The organism is Phreatobacter aquaticus (genome assembly GCF_005160265.1).
In the GTDB taxonomy this organism is placed as follows: domain Bacteria; phylum Pseudomonadota; class Alphaproteobacteria; order Rhizobiales; family Phreatobacteraceae; genus Phreatobacter; species Phreatobacter aquaticus.
Genome location: NZ_CP039865.1, coordinates 3,900,487 through 3,923,532, shown reverse-complemented (window position 1 = coordinate 3,923,532; position 23,046 = coordinate 3,900,487). Strand labels below are relative to the sequence as shown.

The window sequence follows — 23,046 nt, the reverse complement described above, 5'->3', positions numbered from 1 at the left end:
CGGAACGGAAACGAAACCCGAGACGTTGTCCCCGCAGTGCATGTCCGCGACATGACTGGCTGTCGGGGTGCGATGATGATCCCGATGGCGTGCGTGCGCGTAGAAGCGCCAAACGGCAGAGGATTTTTCGATGGACCAGACTTTGACCAAACCGCCGATGCCGAGGCGCGCGTTCGTCTATTCCGGCTTCATCCTGGTCTGTTTCGCCGTCGCAGCTTTGGGGTCACTGGCGACGTCTGCTGGATTGGCGTCGTGGTATCCGACACTCACCAAGCCGTCGTTCAATCCGCCGAACTGGCTGTTCGGCCCGGTCTGGACCGTGCTTTACGTGATGATTGCCGTTGCCGGCGCGCGGCTCGTCCTGAGTTCGGCGGGTGACAAGGGTCCGGTCCTTGCGGCCTATGGCACCCAGCTTGCGCTCAATTGTGCCTGGTCCTGGGTTTTCTTCTACGCGCAGAGGCCGGGTCTGGCGGTCATAGTGATCGCGGCGCTCTGGCTTTCGATCGTTGCCACCATCGTGCTGGCATGGCCAAAGGATCGCGTGGCGTCGTGGCTGATGATGCCTTATCTAGCGTGGGTGAGCTTCGCCAGCTTGCTCAATATCGCGATCTGGCGGCTCAACAGCTGACGCGAAAGCCAAATTTCCATGTCGATCTCCATGCTGGTTCCCGTCGCCATCGGGGCCGTCGCCATCGTTCTCCTCCTCGGCCTCCTCAACATGGTGCGCGACGGCTCGCCTTCGACGTCGCAGACGCTGATGCGCTGGCGCGTTGGGCTGCAGTTCGTCGCCATCATCGTGATCGTGGCTGCCATCTGGTTCAAGGCCGGCTGACATGGTCAAGCTCAACAAGATCTATACCCGCACGGGCGATGACGGCACGACGGGGCTTGCCAGCGGCGATCGCCGGCTGAAGTTCGATCTGCGGGTCGAGGCCTATGGCACGGTCGACGAGACCAATTCCGCCATCGGCCTGGCGCGCCTGCACACAGCCGAGGCGCCGCTGGTGGACGCCATGCTGATGCGCATCCAGAACGATCTGTTCGATCTCGGCGCGGATCTCGCGACCCCCGACACGGGCGAGCCACTGGGTTACGAGCCGCTCAGGATCGTTGCCGCCCAGGTGAGCCGGATCGAGACCGAGATCGACCAGCTGAACGCCGAACTGGATCCCTTGAAGAGCTTCATCCTGCCCGGCGGCTCGCCGGCATCGGCCTATCTGCATCTTGCCCGCACCATCAGCCGGCGGGCCGAGCGGATCATGGTCGAACTTGCTCGCCAGCCGGACGAAAAGGTGTCGCGACAGGCGCTCGAATATATCAATCGTATCTCGGATTTCCTGTTCGTGGCGGCCCGTTTCCTCAATGATCGCGGAACGAGCGACGTGCTCTGGGTGCCAGGCAAGAACCGGTGAGGGCGGTCGTAGCCGACGTCGCGCTCGATCTTGACATCGCAGCATGTTTCGCGGAAAACGCCGGCATGAACACGCTCTCGACCTGGACACGACGCCGTCATCTCACCCTGCGATGAGTGCGCGCGGTCGTTTGCCCCGATCGATCCGATCGCCGCGCTCCTGAGCGCGGTTTTTTTTCGCCCGAAATCCACCTCCTTCCTCATCCCACGCCCATGCGGAGACCTGCCATGGCGACCAAGGCCAAGATCGCAATCCTCGGAGCCTCCGGTTACACGGGTGCCGACGCCGTGCGCCTGGCGGCGCGGCATCCCCATCTCGAGATCGCAGCGCTGACCGCCAATACCCATGCCGGCAAGGCAATGTCGGACGTCTTTCCGCACTTCTTCATGCTCGACCTGCCGAAGCTGATCGAGTGGGAGAAGGTCGACTGGACCGGTATCGACGCCGTGTTTTGCGGTCTGCCGCACGGCACGACCCAGGAGATCATCGCGGCGGTGCTGGCCACCAATCCGAAGATCAAGATCCTCGACATGTCGGCGGACTTCCGCCTGCGGGACGCGGCGACCTATGCCCAATGGTATGGCCACGAGCATCGCGCGCTGGGTCTGCAGCAGGAGGCGGTCTATGGCCTCACCGAACTCTACCGGGATGACATCACCAAGGCGCGCCTCGTCGCATGCCCGGGCTGCTATCCGACGGCGACCCTGCTGGCGCTTGTGCCGATTGCCAAGGCCGGCCTGATTCATGCCGACGATATTATCGTCGATGCCAAGTCCGGCGTCACCGGCGCCGGTCGGGGCCTGAAGCAGAACACGCTGTTTTCGGAAGCGGGCGAGGGGCTTTCGCCCTATTCGATCGGCACGCATAGGCACGCCCCCGAGATCGAGCAGGAGATCGGTGTTGCAGTGGGCTCGAACGTGACGATCAACTTCACGCCGCACCTCATTCCGATGGCGCGCGGCGAATTGTGCACGTCCTATGTGAAGCTGAATGGCGCGACCCCCGATGATCTGCGCCAGGCCCTGAGCGACGCCTACAAGGATGAGCCGTTCGTCCATGTGGCGCCCAAGGGTGTGGTTCCGCAGACGCAGAACGTGCGCGGCTCCAACTATGTGCAGATCGGCGTCTTCGCGGATCGGATCCCGGGCCGGGCCATCGTGATCTCGACCCTCGACAATCTGGTGAAGGGCTCGGCGGGGCAGGCGATCCAGAACATGAACCTCGTGCTCGGCTATCCGGAGACGACGGGTCTGGAGCAGATCGCGCTGTTCCCGTGATGGCGCAGCCACAGGTTGTGGTGGCTTGACGATACACGCATAGATGTCATTATTCCCTCCTGCAACCAAGGAGGGAATAATGCCGCTTGTCGATCCGCGCTCCCTGAAGAACCTTCAAGGTGTCCACCCCGATCTTGTAAATGTCGCCCACCGTGGCTTCGAGTTGACGGCAGTGCCCTTCATCATCACGGAGGGTGTGCGCACCATCGAGCGACAGCGTCAGCTGGTCGCGGCTGGCGCCTCGCAGACCATGCGGTCGCGCCATATTCCGGGGCCATCCGGATTCAGCCACGCCTTCGATGTCGCTGCCAAGGTCGGTGGCGTCATTCGCTGGGACTGGCCGCTCTATGAGCGGATTGCGGTCGCGATGAAGGCGGCCGCCCGAGATATCGGAGTGCCCATCGAATGGGGCGGCGACTGGCGCTCGTTCAAGGACGGGCCGCACTATCAACTGCCGTGGGACAAATATCCCGGCTGAGGGCTGAGCCGTCGATCAGCGGATGATCAGCGCCTCGAGCCTGGCGCGCTGCTCGTCGTTCCAGGGTGTTGCGCGCTTGGCGACGGTATCGACCTGCGCCGTGGTCGCGGAGGCCGAGACGTGGCGCTTCCCGTCCACGAACACGGCCTGATCGAAGGTTGCCGAGGCGCTGCCGACCTTCAGGATGCCGATCGCGATCTCGACGAAGCCCGGATAGAGGATCTCGCGGTGGTACTCGATCTCGATATGGACCAGCGAGATGCCGCGCCCCTGCGTCGTCAGCCGCAATCCCTCACGGGCGAAGAACTCGGTGCGGCCGATCTCCATATAGGTGGCGATGACCGCGTTGTTCACGTGGTTGTTCGGGTCGAGATCGCCATAGCGGATCGGATGGACCGTGACATAGGGATAGGCGGCGAGCGGACGGCGCTCATCGACGGGAATGCGCACTCTTGTCTGACCTTCGTTCATCTCTGACAGGCCGGGTGGCCTGTCAGACCTTGACCTTCACATAGCGCCCTGGCGCATCCTCGATCGGCGGATAGGTCGGCGATCCGACCGGACGGGCCGCGACCTCCTTGCCGTCGCGCGCCCGGATCCATTCGCGCCAATGTGGCCACCAGGATCCAGGATGTTCAGTGGCGCTGGCGAGCCAGTTCTCGAACGAGCCGGTCGGCGGCCCGCCCGTCCAGTGCTGATATTTGTGCTTGGCGGGCGGATTGACCACGCCGGCGATATGGCCCGAACCCGCCATGACATAGTCGACCTGGCCGCCAAAGGCGCTGGAGCCCAGGAAGACGGAGCGTGCGGGTGCAATATGATCCTCGCGGGTGGCGAGGTTGTAGACGGGAACCTTGACCTTCTTCAGATCCAGCTTCTCGCCCGCCACCTCCATGCGGCCATTCGACAGATCGTTCTGCAGATAGCAGTGGCGCAGGTAGAACGAGTGATTGGCCGCCGGCATGCGCGGCGAATCCGCGTTCCAGTAGAGCAGGTCGAAAGGCATCGGCGCCTTGCCCTTCATGTAATTGTTCACGACATAGGACCAGATCAGGTCGTTCGAGCGCAGCATGTTGAAGGCTGTCGCCATCTCCTTGCCCTCGAGATAGCCGTGCTGGGCCATGCGTTTCTCGAGGCTCTGGATCTGCTCTTCGTCGACGAACACTTTGAGGTCGCCGGCATAGGTGAAATCGACCTGCGTGGTGAAGAAGGTCGCCGTCTCGACCTGATCGATGCCCTTGGCTGCCATATAGGCGAGGGTTACCGCGAGCAGCGTGCCGCCGACGCAATAGCCGATCGTGTGCAGCTTCTTCTGGCCGGTGATCTCGGAGGCCACGCGGAAGGCCGAGAGCGGGCCTTCGAGCATGTAGTCGTCGAAGCTCTTGTGCGCGTGGCGTTCGTCGGGATTGACCCAGGAGATGACAAAAACCGTCAGCCCCTGGTCGACGGCCCATTTGATGAAGCTTTTGTCGGCGACAAGGTCGAGAATGTAGAACTTGTTGATCCACGGCGGCACGATGACCAGCGGGATCCGCCCGACGGTCTCGGTGGTCGGCGTGTACTGGATCAGCTGAATCAGGTCGTTTTCGTGGACCACCTTGCCCGGCGTCATGGCGAGGTTGCGGCCAAGCGCGAAGGACGTGTCATCGGACTGGCGGATTCTGAGGTCGCCGCCGCCGCGCTCGATATCCTCGCCCAGCATCTGCATGCCGCGGACAAGGTTCTCGCCGCTCGAGCCGATCGTTTCGCGCAGCAGTTCCGGGTTGGTGGGAACGAAATTCGACGGCGAAAGCGCGTTGGCGATCTGCTTCATGTAGAAGCTCGCCTTGTGCTTCAGGTGCTCGTCGAGCTCGGCCTGGGTGACGAATGTCTCGGCGAGATCCGTCGTGACGAGATAGAACTGCTTCAGGAAGTCGAAGAACGGATTGTCGTTCCACTGCCGGTCCTTGAAGCGGGCATCGCGCGGGTCTGGCTTGGCGACCGGTTCGGCGGGCTCGCCCGACATTGCCTTGAGTGATTGGCTCCACAGGTCGAAATAGCGACCTGCGACCTGGGTCTGGGCCTGCAGCGTGCGCGCCGGGTCCTTCAGCCAATATTCGGCAACCTGGCCGAGGGTCTTAACGACATCGGCGACCGCATCAGGTGGCTCGCCGGTCTTCTCGCCGGATTCGCGCGGCTTCAGGTAATTGGCGAGCGCCTTGCCGCCGAGCTCGACGAAGCGGGCGACATTGGTCGAGAGCCGCTCGACATCCATCGCCTGGAATCGGAACGGGTCGTCCGCGGGCGTTTCGCCCGGCGGGCTCGCCGCTTGGGGCGGCAAGACCGGCTTGGCCGGCGACGGGGGCGGCGCCGTTAAGGTCGCCAGCTTGGTCGCCGCTCCGCCTTCGATCGCGACCAGCTTTGGACGGGCAGGGGGCGGAGCCTTGACCACCGCCACGGGCGCGGCAGCGGCCACGCGGGGCTTGGAGGCTGGTTTCGAGGCAGGTGCCGCGGGGGGCGACACGAGAGCGGGTGCCGCCTTGCCATCTGGGGCAACCTTGGCTTTCGGGGCCGCCTTGGCTTTCTGGGCGGCGGGCGCTTGCGAAGCAGGGGGCTTGGCCTGCCCCTTGGCTGCCATGTCTGACAATGGGGCCGTCTTGCCGCTCGGCTTTGAGGCCTTCGCGGCGGCCGCTTTCATGGGGGGCGCCTTGACCGCCGGTGCCTTGCCTGACGCTGCCTTGGCCGCCTGACCCTTGCCGGGTGGTGATTTGACCGAGACTGGTGTTGTGGCAGTGGCTTTGCCAGCCTTCACCCTGGCTGGGGGCGCGACAGGAGGCGCTTTCGTCGCGGCCGATTTGGTCTGCTGAGGTTTGTCGGCTGCCGCGGTCTTACCGGTGGACGCCTTGCCAGCCGGTTGCTCTGGCCTGGCGGATTTGGCCACCGCGGCCTTCGATGGCACATTTGCGGTATTTCGACCCGTGGCTGCCTTTGAGCCGGGTTTCGGGGCCGCTGCAGGCGGTTCGGCGACCTTTGGCGCAACCGACTTCGCGGTCTTTGCAGCCGCTGTCTTGACGGCTCCGGGCGCAGGTTTTGACGCCTTGGCCCCCTTCGGCTTGCTCGAATCGCTTTTAGCCATGAGCGTCCCCCGAAATTCGCCGCTTTCGTGGATCACGAAACCGGTCCACTTTTTAATGCGGACATATTAGGAAGACGGCTGGCCCGCCGCCAGCGAAAGATGGGGCCAAGAGGCTCTGGAGATCGACATGCACCGAATGACCAAGCCGGCCGCCCTGAAGTCCCGTCTTCGGGTGGCTTTTGCGCCCGCCGTGGTGATGACCGTGGCTCTCGGGCTCGCTGGTTGCCAGACTGCAAATGACGGCTATCCCTCGCCCTACGGCCCGTCCCAGCCGACGCCCTTGCCGCCGGTCGCGGGTGGCGGGCTCTGGAACCCGGCGCCGTTGCGGGCCACGGGCTATGGCGCCGCGACGCTGATCTCCCGCCTGCCGCGCCCGGAGCGCGTTGCAGCACCCGCGCGCTCGTCTCAAACGCCGGAATTGATGACCCGCGAACAGCAGATCGCCCGCGAGAACGAGCTGCGGGCACTGCGTGACCGCAGTGCTGGCGCCATGGAACGCCGCCTGCAGTCGCAGGGCCGGGTGCGGGCTCCCCGCTCCGAACCCTGGACACGGGCAACGCCGGACGAGTGAGGCCTGCTGCGAAGGACGTGGTATCGGCGCAGTGCAGGTCCGTGATAGGACATCCGACCCGACCAATCCGCGGTTTTCCGCCAACAAACGAACCAGAACGATGAACGACTCCCAGTTCCACCGCATCCGCCGGCTGCCGCCCTACGTGTTCGAGCAGGTCAACAAGGTGAAGGCCGGTGCGCGAGCCAAGGGCGCCGACATCATCGATCTCGGCATGGGCAATCCCGATCTGCCGGCGCCTGAGCACGTGCTCGAGAAGCTGCGCGAGACGATCGGCAAGCCACGCACCGACCGCTATTCGGCGTCCAAGGGCATTCCCGGCCTGCGCAAGGCGCAGGCTGCCTATTACGAGCGCCGTTTCGGCGTGAAGCTCAATCCCGACACCCAGGTCATCGCGACCCTTGGCTCGAAGGAAGGCTTCGCCAACATGGCACAGGCCATCACCGCGCCCGGCGATGTCGTGTTGTGCCCCAATCCGAGCTATCCGATCCATGCCTTCGGCTTCCTGATGGCCGGTGGCGTCATCCGCTCGGTACCGGCAACCGCCGACGAGGAATATTTCCGTGCGATGGAGCGCGCGATGCAGCACTCGATCCCGAAGCCGATTGCGGTGGTCGTCTGCTATCCGTCCAATCCGACCGCCCAGGTCGCCGATCTCGATTTCTATGGCGAGCTGGTGCGGTTCGCGAAGAAGCACGACCTGATCGTGCTGTCTGACCTCGCCTATGCCGAGGTCTATTTCGACGACAAGAATCCGCCGCCCTCGATCCTGCAGGTGCCGGGCGCCTTCGATGTGGCGGTGGAATTCACCTCGATGTCCAAGACATTCTCGATGGCTGGCTGGCGCATGGGCTTTGCCGTCGGCAACGAGCGCCTCTGCGCGGCACTCGCCCGGGTGAAGAGCTATCTCGACTACGGCGCCTTCACGCCGATCCAGGTGGCAGCGACCGCCGCGCTGAACGGACCTGAGGACTGCATCACCGAGATGCGCGAGACCTACAAGAAGCGCCGCGACGCGCTGATCGACAGTTTCGGCAAGTCGGGCTGGGACATTCCGGTGCCGCAGGCGTCCATGTTCGCCTGGGTGCCGATCCCCGACATGTTCAAGGCACTGGGCTCGCTCGAATTTGCCAAGCTGCTGGTCGAGAAGGCGGATGTCGCCGTCGCGCCGGGCATCGGCTTCGGTGAGCATGGCGATGATTATGTGCGCATCGCCGTGGTTGAAAACGAGCAGCGCATCCGGCAGGCGGCGCGCAACATCAAGCGCTTCTTCGATACGGCGCCGACGACGCTGCACAATGTCGTGCCGCTCGCCGCCAACGGCCGCTAAGGTTCGCCGCATGACCCGTGTCGTGATCGCAGGTGCCTCAGGCTGGGTCGGCAAGGCGCTGGTTGGCGCCATTCAGGCGGCGTCCGACCTCACTCTGGCTGGCGCGGTGTCGCGCGGTGCCGCGGGCAAGGACGCTGGTGAGGCCGCCGGTTTCGCGCCCGCTGGTGTTCCTGTCACCGCCTCGCTTGCCGAGGCCCTGGCAGTTCCGAGCGACGTCGTGGTGGACTATACCAAGCCGAACGTCGTGAAGGCCCACACGCTGGAGGCTCTGGCAGCGGGCCGGCACGTCGTCATCGGGACGTCCGGCCTGACCGCTGCCGACTATGACGAGATCGACGCTGCTGCACGGGCTGCGGGCAGGGGCGTGATCGCTGCCGGCAATTTCTCGATCACGGCCTCGCTGCTGAAGCGCTTCGCGACCATCGCAGCCCGCCATGTGCCCGATGTCGAGATCATCGACTATGCCTCGGCCAAGAAGCCGGACACGCCCTCCGGGACTGGCCGTGAGCTTGGCGAGATCCTGTCGAAGATCCGGCTTGAACCAACTTCCAAGCCGGTCGGTGAACTTGGTGGCATCCGCGAGACGCGCGGCGGGGCGGTCAATGCCGGCGGCATCGCCATCCAGGTTCATTCCGTGCGCATGCCATCCTTCGTTCTCTCGGCGGAGGCGATCTTCGGCTTGCCGGACGAACGCCTGACTATTCGCCATGATGCCGGTTCATCGGCCGCGCCCTATGTTGGCGGGACACTGCTGGCCGTGCGCCGGGTTGCGGGATTGGTTGGACTGGTGCGCGGTATCGATCACCTGATCGACTGAACATCGTTGGTCGTTTTCTTGCTTTGCCCGGCCAAATCGGGCAAACAGCCGGCGCGGCATGCGGCCGCTCCGCACACTGGATCAGCATTCCATGCAGGACGTCTTGAATGTCGGGATTGCCGGCCTCGGCACGGTCGGGGCTTCGGTCGTCCGGCTGATCGCAAAGGGTGACAATCGGTTGGCTCAGGCCTCCGGTCGGCGCATCCGCGTCAGCGCCGTGAGCGCACGGACGAAGGGGACAGATCGCGGGATCGACCTGTCGGCCATGCGCTGGGTTGACGATCCGATCAAGCTTGCCACCGATCCGGGCATCGACGTCTTCGTCGAATTGATGGGCGGCGCCGAAGGCACTGCCAAACAGGCGGTCGAGGCAGCGCTCGATGCCGGCAAGGCGGTTGTCACCGCCAACAAGGCGCTGCTTGCGGCCCATGGCGTCGCGCTTGCCAAGAAGGCCGAAGCGAAGGGCGTGGCGCTGAATTTCGAGGCTGCGGTCGCCGGCGGCATTCCGGTGATCAAGACGCTGCGCGAGAGCCTGCTCGGCAACGAGATCGAACGCATCTATGGCATCCTCAATGGCACCTGCAATTACATCCTGACCCGCATGGCGGACGAGGGGCTGAGCTTCGAGGAATGCCTCGCCGATGCTCAGCGCCTCGGCTATGCCGAAGCTGATCCGACTTTCGACGTCGATGGCTTCGATACCGCTCACAAGCTGTCGCTGCTGACCAGTCTCGCCTTCGGCACGCTGGTCGACACCAAGGGCATTTCGATCGAAGGCATCCGCTCGATCAAGCCGGTCGACCTGAAGATGGCCGACGAGCTCGGCTATCGGGTGAAGCTGCTGGGCGTCGCCCAACGCACCGCCGACGGGGTCGAGCAGCGCGTCCATCCGACCTTCGTGCCGAAGGATGCCGCTATCGCCCAGGTCAATGGCGTTCTGAACGCGGTCGCCATTGATGCCGACGCTGTCGACCTGACCCTGGTGGGGCCTGGCGCTGGCGGCAATGCGACGGCCTCAGCAGTCATCGCCGATATTGCGGATATCGCCCGCGGTCATCGCACGGCGCCGTTCATCCGGCCGGTGGCGCAGCTCACCAAGCCGACGCGCGCGCCGCTCACCCGTCACGAGGGCGGCTATTACATCCGGCTGGAAGTGGTCGACAAACCGGGCACCGCCGCGCGGATCGCCTCGCGTACGGCGCAGAACAACATCTCGCTGGAGTCGATCGTTCAACGCCGGGCCGGTCCGACGCGCGGCGGCACCGATCCGTCGGCTGCAGCAGCACCAGCGCCTGTCGTCCTCATCACCTATGCGACGACCGAAGCCGCCGTCAGCCGGGCCCTCAAGGCCATGGATTCTGATGGTGTTTTGATCGGCCGCCCGCAAGTCATCCGCATCGAACGCAACTAACAATCCATCGGGCCACAAGGACCCAAACCTGTCATGAGCGACCATCAAGGGCTGTCCGTCCCCAAGAATCTCGTCATCGAGCGGGTCCTGTCCATGGAGCTGGTGCGCGTCACAGAGCGCGCCGCCGTCGCCTCCGCCAGGCTGCGTGGCCACGGCAACGAGAAGGCTGCCGACCAGGCTGCCGTCGACGCCATGCGGCGTGAACTCAACCGGCTGCCGATCGACGGCCGCGTGGTGATCGGCGAGGGCGAGCGCGACGAGGCGCCGATGCTCTATATCGGCGAGGAAGTCGGCACCAAGCATGGCCCGAAGGTCGATATCGCGCTGGATCCGCTGGAAGGCACGACGCTGTGCGCCAAGGACATGCCTGGCTCGATCGCGGTGATCGCGATGGCCGAGCATGGCTCTCTGCTCTACGCGCCGGACGTCTACATGGACAAGATCGCCATCGGGCCCGGCTACAAGAAGGGCGTGGTCGATCTCGATGCCAGCCCCGCTGACAATATCCATGCGCTCGCCAAGGCGAAGGGCGTGAAGCCGCACGAGATCACCGCGCTGATCATGGACCGTCCGCGCCATGCCAAGCTGATCGAGGCCGTGCGCGCCACCGGCGCCGCGATCCGCCTGATCACCGATGGCGACGTTGCCGGCGTGATCCACACCGCCAGCGCACTCGAAACCGGCATCGACATCTATCTCGGCATTGGCGGCGCGCCTGAGGGCGTGCTTGCAGCTGCGGCGCTGCGTTGCGTTGGCGGTCAGATGCAGGGCCGCCTCATCCTCGACAGCGAGGCCAAGGTCGAGCGTGCCCGCAAGATGGGCGTCAAGGATCCCGTCAAGAAGTACGAGATGGAGGAGATGGCCTCCGGCGATGTCATCGTCTCGGCGACCGGCGTCACCGATGGCGGGCTGCTGAAGGGCGTGTTCTTCGGCCGCGACATGATCACCACCGAGACCATCGTCTATCGATCGACCACCGGTACCGTCCGGCGCATCTATGGCGAGCACCGGCAGTTCGAGAAGTTCCACCTCGATTGAACCAGATGATCGGGCGGCGACTGTTTCTCGGCGTCGAACGATCAGTTTCCGGTCGCGCCTGGCGCGACCGGCTCGATGATCAGGGCCGGGCCCAGGCGCTTGCTATCGGCCAGGCCCATGATCTGCCGGATATCCTGTGCCGCATCCTCGCTGGACGGGGTGTGACAAGCGAGAAGGCACCTGCTTTTCTTGAGCCGACGATCCGCGGCTCGATGCCGGATCCAGCCACGCTGACTGACATGGACCGGGCCGTTGCACGTCTCGTCCGTGCCGTGGAGACCGGCGAAAAGGTTGCGATTTTCGGAGATTACGACGTCGACGGCGCAACGTCGTCCTCGGTGATGGCGCTGTTCCTCCGGCGTGCGGGGCTCGACCCGGTCGTCCACATTCCCGACCGCATCTACGAGGGCTATGGGCCCAATGCCGAGGCTATCAGCCGGCTGCGGGGGGAGGGCGCAACCCTGCTTCTGACGCTCGATTGCGGCACGACCAGCCATGAGGTGCTGGCGGCCGCTGCGGCCGATGGCCTCGATATCGTCGTGCTCGATCATCACCAGGCCGATGAGCGCCTGCCGCCCGTCACAGCGCTGGTCAATCCCAACCGCCTTGATGACCTCTCCGGGCTTGGCCACCTTTGCGCTGCGGGCGTCACCTTCATGGCGGTCGTTGCGCTCAACCGGGCGCTGCGCGAGGCGGGCTTCTGGCGGCCCGACCTGCCAGAGCCGGATCTGATGCATTTCCTCGATCTTGTGGCGCTCGGCACGGTCGCCGATGTGGTGCCTCTGGTCGGGCTCAACCGGGCCTTCGTTGCCCGCGGCTTGAGCGTGCTCCGCAAGCGCGAGAATGTCGGCCTGCGGGCCTTGATGGATGCTGCCAAGCTCGATGGACCGCCATCACCCTATCATCTGGGCTTTCTGCTCGGGCCGCGCATCAATGCCGGCGGGCGCATCGGTGATGCGGGGCTTGGCGCCCGCTTGATGATGACAGAGGACAGTCTGGAAGCGACCAGGATCGCCACTGAACTCGACAGGCTCAACCGCGAACGTCAGACCGTGGAACAGGGTACGCTCGCTCAGGCCGAAGCCGAGGCGCTGGCCGAAGTTGGGCCGCAGGAGGCCGGAGGCGCGGTGATTGTCACAGCCGGGGTTGGCTGGCACTCGGGGGTTGTCGGGCTGGTGGCCGCCCGGCTCAAGGAGCGGTTCAAGCGGCCCGCCTTTGCGATCGCCTTCACCGGAGACGTCGGGACAGGCTCCGGCCGCTCGCTGGCCGGCGTGGATCTCGGGGCGGCCGTTCGCCAGGCTGTGGCCGATGGCCTGCTGGTCAAGGGCGGCGGCCATGCCATGGCCGCAGGAATCACGGTGGCCAAGGGCCGTCTCGCCGAATTCCGCGCCTTTCTCGAGGAGCGCCTCGGCAAGGCTGTCGAGAAGGCACGCCGCGAGGATGGCCTCGACATCGATGCCGCGATCACCGCACAGGCGGTGCGGCCCGATCTTGCCGCGATGATCGAACGGGCTGGCCCCTATGGCTCGGGCAATCCCGAACCGGTGCTCGTGCTGCCATCGCATACGATTGCCTATGCCGAACCGGTTGGAACGGCCCATCTGCGGGCGCGGCTCAGGGGCGGCGACGGCAAGGTGGTCGATGCGATCGCTTTCCGCGCCAATGGCCAGCCGCTCGGTCAGGCGATGATCGAGCGCCGGGGCAAGCCGATGCATGTGGCTGGTTCGTTGTCGGTGGATCGCTGGCAGGGCCAGGAGCGTATCCAGTTCCGCATTCTGGACGCTGCCGTGCCGGATGGCACCTGATGCTCTTGTGGATCATATCCTGGGGGAAGCCGGCCGCAAGCTGTTGAGCAGGCGCTGCGCGAAGCCGACCACATTCCCATTGCTTTTTCGGATACGGGCCGCCGCCGAGCCGCGGGCTTCCTCGGCAAGGAGGCGAGCGCGCGAAGCCAGCTCTGGGTGAGACTTCAGCACCGACATCAGCGCCGACAGAACCAGCGGCGGACCCGCATTCATGTCGATGCAGGTGCGGACATCGTCGAGCAGATTCTGAAACGAGGGAAGCCAGGCAGGATCGGCCAGCCGCCAGCGAACCAGCGCTTCGACGCACTCGTCTGATTGGGCGTTGCTGGGACTTGAAGAATTCGCCTGGTACGAATTCATGGCAGGCCTGTGATGTCGGGGGAAATGCAATGATGCCGGAGGAGAAGCACATATCCAAAACGTCCTCCCGGCAATCACCGTCTGTCTTGGCGGGCGACTTATCCACAACAGGGGCCGCGGTGCTTACGACTGGGTCTCTGGCAGCCGTCCAACTCCTACGGCAAGGGGGGGAGCGGCGGCTCGGCAGAACCGTGGCCGTGTTCGCGCCGGCTGGCTCGCGGGCCCCGATGATCGAGCGCCTCGGCCGCCATCTCACGGCGACGCTGCGCGACGAATCAATCGAGCGGCAACCGACCCAGACGCAGGAAATGAAGCTCATTGTCGCAGGTCCGGGCGAATTTCGGACCTCCTTTGACATCAGGTGCCGACGTGGGCGGCGGTTGTTCGCGAGAATTCGATCAAGCTGCACTGAAAAGCGCCTGGAGGTGCTTGATGCCCGGCGGGAACCCCCCTATAACCCGGCCGCCGCGCAAGCGGCCTGCTCCCTTCGTCTAGTGGCCTAGGACACCAGCCTTTCACGTTGGGTACACGGGTTCGAATCCCGTAGGGAGCGCCACACCCCCACTTGGCCATTGATACTGACTTTGTGCTCAGCTTCTATCCGGCGCTCATTTCGTTTGTGGCGGTTATTGAAGCGCCACCCGAGTTTCGGCATGCTGGCGGGGGAGGTCTAGGATCGACAGTGCCGATAGCCCAATTCAAGCGACAGAACGTTGATCTGCCGGGACGTGTGGCCTGCCGCCGAGCATCAAAGTCGGGTGCTAAGGGCAGCCAGCAGCCGCTCGCGGAAGACTGAAGGCCGGAAATTGGTTTGCCAATGCGCTCGGCCCTGAGCGCCCATTGATTGTGATTTCGCGCGATCGGCAAGCAGCGTCACGATCCCGCGCACAACAGCATCCTCGTCGTTGCGATCGATGTTGTAGCCGGTCAGGCCGTCAATGTTCACTTCGCTCGCCGCGTCTTGCGTCGACGTGATCACCGGCACCCCATGACGCATTGCTTCGACGAGGACCAGACCGAATCCTTCGAGCGTGCCAAGCAGCGCGAGTGCCGATGATCGCTGCCAGACCCGCGGCATCGCGGATTCGGGGACGAAGCCCATGACCTCGATGTTCGGGTGAGCCGGAGAACCATCGACGAGGGCACGTAGACGTTCGAGATGTTCGCCTCCGCCCACGAAGAGAAGACGTGCCTCAGGCATTTCGGCGAGAACGCGCGGCCAGATCCTGACGAGAATGTCCTGCCCCTTGGCGAAATAGCTGTCGGAGCGGCCAACAAACAGGAGAGTTGGCGCGCCATCGATCGGGGCTGCGGGGGGGGCATCTTCCTCCTCCGTCGCAAGCCAGCACATCACGATTGGAGGGAGGCCATCGACAGCCTTGGTCAGCGCCTCAAGCGTCCGCCTGCTGTTGACGAGGACCAGGCTGGCCTTTCGGATCACTCTCCGGTAGTCAGCGCGGACGTTGGGTTCGTTCCATATTTCATTTCCGTGAACCCATAGCGCATAGGGTTTGCGGGAGAGAACATGAGCCCTGGCGGTTCCGGGGAAATCGTAAATTGCGGCGTCCGCGTGGCGCAGCGCCAATGCGTTAGCAACTGCGAACGAAATTCTGCAGCCTCGGAAAGCCCGAATATGCGTGTTTCCGATCTTATAGGGCTCCCGATCTTCCACCGATAACGCCGAAATTTCCGCCGCGCCCTGGAGGGCCTGAAGAGTGAGTCGGGCGACGCGCGCAATTCCGCCTGAGCCGGCGCTTAGAAATTGAGCCGAAATGAGGATGTGCCGCATGAATAACCAGTTGACTTTCTTAGGGGAACCTTGAACTCAGACGGGGGCTTGCGCGTCTAGGTCGACGATGCCTCTCTGGAGCATAGAACTCATATGAGGCTTGGAAATCGAGTCCTTGTCACGGGCCCGACAGGCTTCATTGGGGCACATGTTGTTTCGGCACTGGTGCAGGATGGCTTTTCCGTCAGCGTGGCGACGCGCAGGGCTTCCAGTCCCGACCCGGCGATCCGGACCTTCCTGATTGACACGATCGACGGCCGGACGGACTGGGGCGCCAGCCTGGAGAATATCGACAGCGTCGTTCACCTCGCCGGGCGCGCTCATCGCCGCGCCGAAGTCCAGAAGAGGGAGGCGGACCATTACTCTGCCGTGAATGTCGATGGAACGCATCACCTGGCAAGCGCAGCGGCCCGCGCAGGCGTCAGGCGTTTCGTCTATCTGAGTTCAATCGCCGTCAACGGAGCGATGACCCGCGGGCGCCCGCCTTTCCGGCCAGATGACGTACCGGCCCCGAAGACATTCTATGGCGTGAGCAAACTCAGGGCGGAACTGGCGCTCGCCGAGATCCAGGCCGGCTCACCGGGGCTGTCCGTGGATATCCTACGCTGTCCGGTGGTCATTGGCCGCGACGCTCCGGGTAACCTCGCTTTGCTCGCCTGGGCTCTGAAGAAGGGATTGCCGCTGCCTTTCGCGTCGGTCAGGAACCAGCGCGCCTTCCTCGCTATCGACGATCTCAGCGATTTCATCGCCTTGCGCCTCAATGCGTCTGCCACCGGTTGCTGCCGTTTCACACTCGGCTCGGCCGATACGGTCTCGACGCCTCAACTGGTCCGCCTTATGGCTGGAGCGCTTCGATGCCGCCCGAACCTGATGCCGGCGCCGCCGGCTGGTCTCAGGGCGCTGCTGATCCTGGCCGGGCGGAGAGACAAGGCCGATGCTATCGTGGAGAGCCTGGAAATCGATGTCGGCGCAGCCAAGCTGGCAGGGTGGCAGCCAAAGGTGTCCATCGCAGAGGCGGTCAACAGGGCGTTCGGCTGATGAATTCTGTTGGTAGCAGGGATGGGCAGGGCGCTGACGGAGCCGTTGCGCCGCTTCGCATTGCGATCGTCACTCAGTATTTCTGGCCGGAGGTTTTTCCGATCAACGCCATGGCCGAGGCGTTAGCTGCCAGAGGGCATCTGGTGGATGTCTTGACGGGGCTGCCGAACTATCCGGGGGGAACCCTCCATCCTGGATATGGCATCAAGGGGCCCTGGTCGCAGCGTCACGGTACAATCGCGGTCAAAAGGCTGCCGCTGATCTCCCGAGGCACAGGATCGCGGCTCCGGCTTGCGGCCAACTATGTGAGCTTCGCGATTGCGTCGTTTTTCATCGCGCCGATTCGTATGCGGGGACGCTATGACGTGATCCTGGCCAATCAGGCATCGCCGCTGCTCGGCATCGCCGGCGCGCTTTCGCTGGCGTTCACCAGGCGGCATCCGCTGGTGTTGTGGATCCAGGACCTCTGGCCCGAATCGCTGGTGATCGCCGGCGTTCGCTCCGGCGTCGTCCGGCGCGCCATGGATAGCATGATGCGCTACAGCTATCATCGGTCGGCTGCCGTCATGATCCAGTCGCGTGGCTTCCAGGACCATCCCGAACGCTATGGCGTCGCGACCGAAGCGATCCACTACGTGCCGAACTGGGCCGATCCGGTCTTCCGACCGATCAACCGGGACGACGCCATGGCCGAAAATGCGGAGATGCCCGCGGGATTTCGGATCGTCGTCGCAGGCAATCTGGGTGAAGCCCAGGCTGTTCACACACTTGTGGAGGCAGCCCGCCTGCTGAAGGGACATCCGACGATCCGGATCGTGGTGATCGGCGATGGTCGGATGCGCGCCTGGCTGGAGAGCGAGATCGAGCGTCTCGAACTGGCGCCGACGCTGATCTATCTCGGACACCGGTCTTTCCACAGCATGCCCGCCTATTATGCCGCGGCTGACGCCCTGCTTCTCATGCTCCGCCGAGAGCCGACCATGGCGCGGACGATACCGAGCCGTCTCCAGGCCTATCTGGCCTGCGGCCGTCCCGTCATCGCCGCGCTCGACGGAGAGGCCCAGCGCGTTGTCGTCGATGCCGGGGCGGGGATTGGTGTGGCGGCCGAGGTGCCCGAAGATCTTGCTGCCGCGATCAGGATGATGGCCGCGGCCACGTCGGATGAACTGGCGAGAATGGCGCAACGGGCCGAACAATGTTCGCGAGAGGAGTTCAATTCAGCCCTGATCGTCGATAGGGTCGAAGCTGTGTTGAGAGATGTCGCGCGAGCATCGGCGAAAGGTACCCCGTGAAGGTTCTGGTTCTCGGCGCGCAGGGCATGCTGGGATCGGGGCTGGTCCAGCGGCTGGCCTTGCGCCATGAGGTGCACGCAACCGTGCGCGATGCACCGATCCGCCCGTTTCCAGACAGCGTGACGGTTCATGCCGGCGTCGACGTGCGCGACGAGCCTCTGCTGGTTCGCATCCTCGATGGGGCGAAACCCGAACTGGTGATCAACGCCGTCGGTATCGTCAAGCAACATGCCGACAGCACGCCGACGGAGACGTTTGTTGCCGTCAACAGTCTGTTTCCCCACCGTCTGGCGCGCCTGACGGGAGAGCGGGGAGCACATCTGATCCATATCAGCACGGATTGCGTGTTCTCCGGCCGCCGTGGGCTCTACTCCGAGGCGGACCTGCCAGATCCGGTCGATATCTACGGGCTCAGCAAGCTGCTCGGTGAACCAGAGACGGCCACGACATCGGTCATCCGGTGCTCGATGATTGGCCTGGAGGACAAGCGACCCGGCCGGCGCTCGCATGGACTGGTGGAATGGTTTCTGGGACAGACCGGCGAGGTTTCTGGGTTTAGCCGTTCGATCTTCAGCGGATTGACGGTCCGGCAATTGAGCCTCGTGATTGAAGATGTCGGAATGAGAGGCGGACTGCCCGGCCTGTGGCATGTGGCGGCCGATCCCATTTCCAAATTCGATCTCTTGCGGGGGTTGGCGGAACGGCTTCCGGAACGTGGCCTTACCGTCGGGAAGGTCGAGGGCCCGCCCATCGATCGGAGCCTGAACGCTTCGGCCTTCAACAAGGTGGCTGGATTTCGGCCGCCATCTTGGAAGGTTATGCTGGATGAGCTTGCGATGGACATTCGCCAGCGCGAGGGCCATTCGTGATGGACGAATTTCTTGGCGGTAGCGCCCCCCAGTTGAAGGTCCTGACTCTTGTCGGCACGCGGCCAGAGTTGATCAAGCTCAGCCGGATCATTGCCGAACTCGACCAGACAACCCGCCATGTTCTTGTTCACTCCGGCCAGAATCACGCACCGGAACTGGCCTCCGACCTGTTTGCCGACCTCGAACTCCGCCGGCCAGACCATTGGCTCGATGCTGCGGGCGCGAGCGCGATCGACACCATTTCCTGCACCCTCAGCCGCTTCGATCAGGTGCTTGCATCCGAGGCGCCGGATGCCGTGGTGATCTATGGCGACACCGATACCGGCCTTGCGGCGCTGGCTGCCAAGCGCCGCCGCATCCCGATCTTTCATCTGGAGGCAGGAAACCGCTGTTTCGACCAAGTCGTTCCTGAGGAAGTCAACCGTCGGGTGATCGACCACCTGAGCGACATCAACCTCACCCTGTCAGAGCAGGCACGCCGGCTGCTTCTGGCTGAAGGATTGCCGGCGGACAGGATTTTCAAGATCGGTTCTCCGATGACCGAGGTGTTGCGGCATTACGCGGCGAAGATCGAGCGCTCAACGATCCTGGAGACACTGGGCCTGGACAAGCGAGACTACCTGATCGCCAGTGTTCATCGTGCCGAAAATGTCGATAACGAGCGCGATCTGCGCAGCATTCTGGCAAGCCTCACAGCAGCGGCCGAAGCCTATTCCTGTCCGGTCGTCGTCAGCACGCACCCCCGCACGCGCAAGCGTCTGGAAGCTCTGACAGATGATCTTGGACGGTTCCAACGCTTGCGCTTCCTGCCGCCTTTCGCATTCACGGACTTTGTCCACCTGCAGAGGCATGCCCTCTGCGTGCTGTCCGATAGCGGCAGCCTGACGGAAGAGGCCGCCATCCTCGATCTGCCGGCCGTTGCGCTGCGCCGCCAGCACGAACGGTTCGAAGGGATGGACGAAGGCACGGTGATCATGGGGGGCATCGCGCCGGAGCGTGTCCTGCAGGCCATCGCGCTGGCCTTGCGCCACCGCCGCCAGGGCGCGCGCTCTGTCCGGATGATCGCCGACTACGAGCCGGATGACGTATCGCGTCATGTAGTGCGGCTCATCGTGAGCTATACCGACTACGTCAGGCGTGTCGTCTGGAACATGCCCGAAGGGAGCGCTTCCCTTGGCCCTTGCTGAGAGCATTGCCGCTCGGGTTGCCGCCCGCGACGTGTCGCTCTTCGACGCGATCGAAACGGAGCTGACGGAATCGGACCGCAGGATGCTGCTGGCTCTTCAGGATATCGTTGCCAGCTCTGGCACCGGCTATCGCTACCTTGAGGTCGGTTCGCATCGTGGTGGCAGCATCCAGCCGCATTTATTGGACCCGAGATGCGCGGCCATCCTGTCGCTCGACCCACGTCCGGCCCACCAGCCCGACGAGCGCGGACACCGCTTCCACTATGCCGATAATTCCACGGCGCGGATGATGGACAACCTCGCCGCACTGGACGGCGAGCAGCTCGGCAAGATCCAGACATTCGACCTGTCGGCACCGTCACTGCGCGATCGCGGGGATCTCGTGGGTCCGGCCGATTTTGTCTTCATCGATGGAGAGCATACCGACCAGGCGGTCATCGCGGATTTCACCGCCGTGCTCACGATGTCGCGCCCGGGCTCGATCATTGTCTTCCATGACGCGCCGATTACCTATCGGGCCATCGCCGACATTGTGGCAGACCTTAAGGGCCAAGGCCTCGCCTTCTCTGCCTTTCCGTTGCCGGATTCGCTGTTCGTCATCGTGCCCGGTGAAGCCGATGTGCTTGCCAGCCAATCCTTCGAGGGCCTGGCAGGCGAGGTCGGCCAAGCCTATCTCACCGCCTTGATGCTCAATGCCGGCTACCGTCAGTTCTACCGGCTGGCGCCGTTCCGCATCCTGCGATCTCTCCTGTCGCGACTGGGTTTTGCAAGGGCCGGCACGGCCTTTGGCTATGGGATAGTCCGCCACGGGCGCTCTCGATGACAATGGACCCGTCCTTCGCGCGTGTTCAGGTCTGCGCGGTCACGCCAGTGTTCAACAGGAAAGAGCTGACTCTTGCCTGCCTCACCAGCCTTTTTGGCGGAGATCTTTCCCGCATTGATCTGCATGCGATTGTCGTCGACGACGGCTCGACAGACGGAACGGCGGAGGCAATCCGGGAGGCCTTTCCCCAGGTCGAGATCATCCGTGGCGACGGGTCCCTCTGGTATAGCGAGGGAACCAATGTGGGCGTTCGGGCCGCCCTGAGACGCAGGCCGGATTTCGTCCTGCTCTACAACAATGACAGTCTGTTTCCGCCCGAATGTCTGGCGACGCTCGTGGATTGCGCCGAACGCCATCCGACCAGTCTCGTTGGCGCTGTGCTCGTCGATTGGGATCGACCGGAGACCATCTTTCAGGTGGGTACCAGCTGGCAGACCTCCTATGGCGGTTGGCGCACCTGGATGAGACAGACGCTGGACGATTTGCCGTCCGGTCCGTTTCCGGTCGAGACGATTGTTGGCAATTGCGTGCTTGTGCCGGCAGCCGCGCTCGTTGATGCAGGCCTGATGAAATCGGCAACGCTGCCGAACTTTGGCGACGCGGAACTGACCACGCGCATGCGGCGGCGTGGCTGGCGGCTGTTGATCGAACCGGCTGCGCGCGTGCTGTGCCAACCAAATACGCCACCGCGCCGTCTGTCTTCCATGGGATGGAGCGAACTGGTCGATGCGCTTTGGCGTCGGCGCACCAGTTACCACAATCTCAAGCAGCGCTATGCCGCGAACATGGGCGGTGCGCCCGCACCCTGGCAGGGTTTGCTTGCGACAGGCATCTATTGCGCACGGCTTGCGCTCAAGTCGGCAGGGCTTGCAGGGCGCTGGCCGAACGGCTGGCCGGAGAGGCCGCTCAGGACCATGTTTGTACCGCTGCGTCCGCCGCTACCGGGTCGTGAAGGTGAGGGGCGTCTGGTCGTCTTCGGCTGGCCCTATGTCGAATGGGGTGGCGTTCAAGTGTATCTCATCAACCTCATGAAGGCGGCGAAGGCGCGTGGCTATGCCGTAGCCGCGGTGCTCCCACACACGACGCATCCCTCCCTTATCGACATGGTCAGGGCCGAGACGGATCAGGTCTGGCTTTTCGACCGTGCAGAAGACCTTGGCGATGCCCGGACGCTCGGTGGAAAGCTGCAGCGACGCTGGCGCACCTGGCTTGCTCACCGAGCCTTCGCCGAGACCATTCTCGCCCATGCGCCCCGTGATGCCCTGGTTCAGGTCGATGTCGGTCCCTGGTCGTCGGCGGGGGTGCTCCGGCGCTTGCTGAGCGCGCATGGCGTCATCATGGCTGTTCATACCGGTCTGCCGCACCTCGGTGGCCTGACCGGCCTTCGCTGGCGCAGGGCATTCGGGTCCGTCATGGAGCAGCGGCGCTTCCGTTTGATCGCGGCCAATGGCGAGGCCAGGAGGAGTTTGGCGCCCTATGTCAGTCCTGCGGCCCTTGATCGGGTGTCGATCGCTCCGTCCTCCTTTGATCCGGAAAGGATTGCCGCGGCTTTGGCTGCATGTGCGCGACCAGAACAGGACTTCGAGAGAGTCCTTGGGCTCCAGCCGGCAGACTTCCGCATAGTGGTTGGTGCCCAGTTCATCGAGCGCAAGGGCTATCGCGATCTCCTGGCCGCCCTCGAGATCCTGAGGAAGCGCAAGGAGGCCGTTGCCTGCCTGTGGATCGCCCCAATCATGCCGCCTGACGATGTCAGGGCAATCCTGGACGAGGAACGCTATCTCGGGCTGATCGATCTGCGATGCCAGGATGATATCGGACCAGCCCAGACCGACTATCTCGCGTGCATCGCCCGGTTGGCCAATGTCTTTGTGCTTGCAAGCCATCTTGAGGGTTTGCCACTGGCCCTTGTTGAGGCCATGGCGCTCGGAGTTCCATGCATTTCGACAGACATCAACGGCATTCCCGAAGCGGTGCGCCACGGCCGAAACGGTCTCCTCGTCCCGCCTCGCGACCCGCCGGCTCTGGCCGAGGCGATTGCCCGACTGGCCCGCGAGCCTGACACTCGCCAGTCTTTTGGCGCCATGGCCCGATCCGATGCCTTCGCGACCTACGCGATCGACCGGGCAGGACGTCCCGTCCTTGCAGCCTACGAGGATCTGTCGGCGCTGAGGAGCGCCCCGTGACGACTTTTGTGACCGGAGCCCGCGGTCGGATCGGCGCGGTTGTGTCGCTTCGGCTCGCGGCCGCCGGGCACCACGCCGTTGCCTTTGACCTGAGGCCCGGTCCGGCACGAGACATCGGTAATCCGGAACAGGTGCACGAGAGTCACGACTGCATCATCCAGCTGGCTACGGCCCCTCGGGTGGCAAAGGGAGACCTATCGGCGCGTTGCGTGGTGATCGATGGGATACGGGCAGTCTCTCTGCTGCCCCAG

At 64.0% G+C, this 23,046-nt stretch carries 21 protein-coding genes and 1 tRNA gene; 18 read left to right on the top strand and 4 right to left on the bottom strand.

Annotated features, from left to right (window positions below; translation table 11 throughout):
* Positions 1 to 130 precede the first annotated feature (130 nt).
* From E8L99_RS18615 to E8L99_RS18595, 5 genes are all read left to right on the top strand, one after another.
* A complete protein-coding gene (locus E8L99_RS18615) occupies positions 131 to 628 on the top strand; it encodes a TspO/MBR family protein (protein ID WP_215907015.1) in 498 nt (165 codons plus the stop codon).
* 18 nt (positions 629 to 646) lie between these two features.
* Positions 647 to 832, top strand: a complete 186-nt coding sequence (locus E8L99_RS18610; protein WP_137100954.1) for a twin transmembrane helix small protein — start codon at positions 647 to 649, stop codon at positions 830 to 832.
* Between the two features lies 1 nt (position 833).
* Entirely contained in the window at positions 834 to 1,412 is a 579-nt protein-coding gene (locus E8L99_RS18605; protein WP_137100953.1) for a cob(I)yrinic acid a,c-diamide adenosyltransferase, read from the top strand.
* Positions 1,413 to 1,639: 227 nt separating this feature from the next.
* The gene (gene argC, locus E8L99_RS18600; RefSeq protein ID WP_137100952.1) at positions 1,640 to 2,689 is read left to right on the top strand and encodes an N-acetyl-gamma-glutamyl-phosphate reductase; all 1,050 of its coding nucleotides are present in this window, start codon (positions 1,640 to 1,642) and stop codon (positions 2,687 to 2,689) included.
* Between the two features lie 79 nt (positions 2,690 to 2,768).
* Positions 2,769 to 3,167 (top strand): M15 family metallopeptidase, encoded by a 399-nt coding sequence (locus E8L99_RS18595; RefSeq protein WP_137100951.1) that lies wholly within the window; start codon positions 2,769 to 2,771, stop codon positions 3,165 to 3,167.
* Between the two features lie 15 nt (positions 3,168 to 3,182).
* On the opposite strand, the gene E8L99_RS18590 is transcribed toward E8L99_RS18595, so the two are convergent.
* Both E8L99_RS18590 and phaC read right to left on the bottom strand, forming a co-directional pair.
* Positions 3,183 to 3,617: an acyl-CoA thioesterase gene (locus E8L99_RS18590; protein WP_168201729.1), complete on the bottom strand. Its 435-nt coding sequence runs from the start codon at positions 3,615 to 3,617 to the stop codon at positions 3,183 to 3,185.
* 43 nt (positions 3,618 to 3,660) lie between these two features.
* Entirely contained in the window at positions 3,661 to 5,421 is a 1,761-nt protein-coding gene (phaC, locus tag E8L99_RS18585) for a class I poly(R)-hydroxyalkanoic acid synthase (RefSeq protein ID WP_252511386.1), read from the bottom strand.
* Positions 5,422 to 6,409: 988 nt separating this feature from the next.
* Here phaC and E8L99_RS18580 point away from each other — a divergent pair.
* From E8L99_RS18580 to recJ, 6 genes are all read left to right on the top strand, one after another.
* Positions 6,410 to 6,853, top strand: a complete 444-nt coding sequence (locus tag E8L99_RS18580) for a hypothetical protein (RefSeq protein WP_137100949.1) — start codon at positions 6,410 to 6,412, stop codon at positions 6,851 to 6,853.
* A 100-nt stretch (positions 6,854 to 6,953) separates the two neighbouring features.
* Positions 6,954 to 8,183, top strand: a complete 1,230-nt coding sequence (locus tag E8L99_RS18575; protein ID WP_137100948.1) for an LL-diaminopimelate aminotransferase — start codon at positions 6,954 to 6,956, stop codon at positions 8,181 to 8,183.
* 10 nt (positions 8,184 to 8,193) lie between these two features.
* Positions 8,194 to 9,000, top strand: coding sequence for a 4-hydroxy-tetrahydrodipicolinate reductase (gene dapB, locus E8L99_RS18570; RefSeq protein WP_137100947.1), 807 nt, complete (start codon positions 8,194 to 8,196; stop codon positions 8,998 to 9,000).
* Positions 9,001 to 9,091: 91 nt separating this feature from the next.
* Complete coding sequence (locus tag E8L99_RS18565) at positions 9,092 to 10,411, top strand: homoserine dehydrogenase (protein ID WP_137100946.1); 1,320 nt, start codon at positions 9,092 to 9,094, stop codon at positions 10,409 to 10,411.
* Between the two features lie 33 nt (positions 10,412 to 10,444).
* On the top strand, positions 10,445 to 11,449 hold the full coding sequence (gene glpX, locus E8L99_RS18560) for a class II fructose-bisphosphatase (RefSeq protein ID WP_137100945.1): 1,005 nt from the start codon (positions 10,445 to 10,447) through the stop codon (positions 11,447 to 11,449).
* Positions 11,450 to 11,454: 5 nt separating this feature from the next.
* Positions 11,455 to 13,254, top strand: a complete 1,800-nt coding sequence (recJ, locus tag E8L99_RS18555) for a single-stranded-DNA-specific exonuclease RecJ (RefSeq protein ID WP_137102187.1) — start codon at positions 11,455 to 11,457, stop codon at positions 13,252 to 13,254.
* A 12-nt stretch (positions 13,255 to 13,266) separates the two neighbouring features.
* Here the strand turns inward: recJ and E8L99_RS18550 are convergent, their stop codons facing one another.
* Positions 13,267 to 13,614, bottom strand: coding sequence for a hypothetical protein (locus E8L99_RS18550; protein WP_137100944.1), 348 nt, complete (start codon positions 13,612 to 13,614; stop codon positions 13,267 to 13,269).
* A gap of 480 nt (positions 13,615 to 14,094) precedes the next feature.
* Here E8L99_RS18550 and E8L99_RS18545 point away from each other — a divergent pair.
* Positions 14,095 to 14,170, top strand: a tRNA-Glu gene (locus E8L99_RS18545).
* A gap of 192 nt (positions 14,171 to 14,362) precedes the next feature.
* Here the strand turns inward: E8L99_RS18545 and E8L99_RS18540 are convergent.
* Positions 14,363 to 15,403 (bottom strand): glycosyltransferase family 4 protein, encoded by a 1,041-nt coding sequence (locus E8L99_RS18540; RefSeq protein WP_137100943.1) that lies wholly within the window; start codon positions 15,401 to 15,403, stop codon positions 14,363 to 14,365.
* A gap of 93 nt (positions 15,404 to 15,496) precedes the next feature.
* Here E8L99_RS18540 and E8L99_RS18535 point away from each other — a divergent pair, with 93 nt between their 5' ends.
* The 6 genes from E8L99_RS18535 to E8L99_RS18510 are packed head-to-tail and all read left to right on the top strand — an operon-like array spanning position 15,497 to position 22,795.
* Positions 15,497 to 16,441 carry an NAD-dependent epimerase/dehydratase family protein gene (locus E8L99_RS18535; RefSeq protein WP_137100942.1) on the top strand — a complete coding sequence of 315 codons (945 nt, stop codon included), beginning with the start codon at positions 15,497 to 15,499 and terminating at the stop codon, positions 16,439 to 16,441.
* Entirely contained in the window at positions 16,390 to 17,733 is a 1,344-nt protein-coding gene (locus E8L99_RS18530; RefSeq protein WP_137100941.1) for a glycosyltransferase family 4 protein, read from the top strand. Before E8L99_RS18535 ends, E8L99_RS18530 begins: the two co-directional genes overlap by 52 nt.
* Positions 17,730 to 18,602: a dTDP-4-dehydrorhamnose reductase family protein gene (locus tag E8L99_RS18525; protein ID WP_137100940.1), complete on the top strand. Its 873-nt coding sequence runs from the start codon at positions 17,730 to 17,732 to the stop codon at positions 18,600 to 18,602. Before E8L99_RS18530 ends, E8L99_RS18525 begins: the two co-directional genes overlap by 4 nt.
* Positions 18,602 to 19,789, top strand: coding sequence for a non-hydrolyzing UDP-N-acetylglucosamine 2-epimerase (gene wecB / locus E8L99_RS18520; protein ID WP_137100939.1), 1,188 nt, complete (start codon positions 18,602 to 18,604; stop codon positions 19,787 to 19,789). Before E8L99_RS18525 ends, wecB begins: the two co-directional genes overlap by 1 nt.
* Positions 19,776 to 20,612 carry a class I SAM-dependent methyltransferase gene (locus E8L99_RS18515; RefSeq protein ID WP_137100938.1) on the top strand — a complete coding sequence of 279 codons (837 nt, stop codon included), beginning with the start codon at positions 19,776 to 19,778 and terminating at the stop codon, positions 20,610 to 20,612. The genes wecB and E8L99_RS18515 overlap by 14 nt, the downstream gene beginning before the upstream one ends.
* Positions 20,609 to 22,795, top strand: a complete 2,187-nt coding sequence (locus E8L99_RS18510) for a glycosyltransferase (protein ID WP_137100937.1) — start codon at positions 20,609 to 20,611, stop codon at positions 22,793 to 22,795. Before E8L99_RS18515 ends, E8L99_RS18510 begins: the two co-directional genes overlap by 4 nt.
* The last annotated feature ends 251 nt before the right edge of the window (positions 22,796 to 23,046 follow it).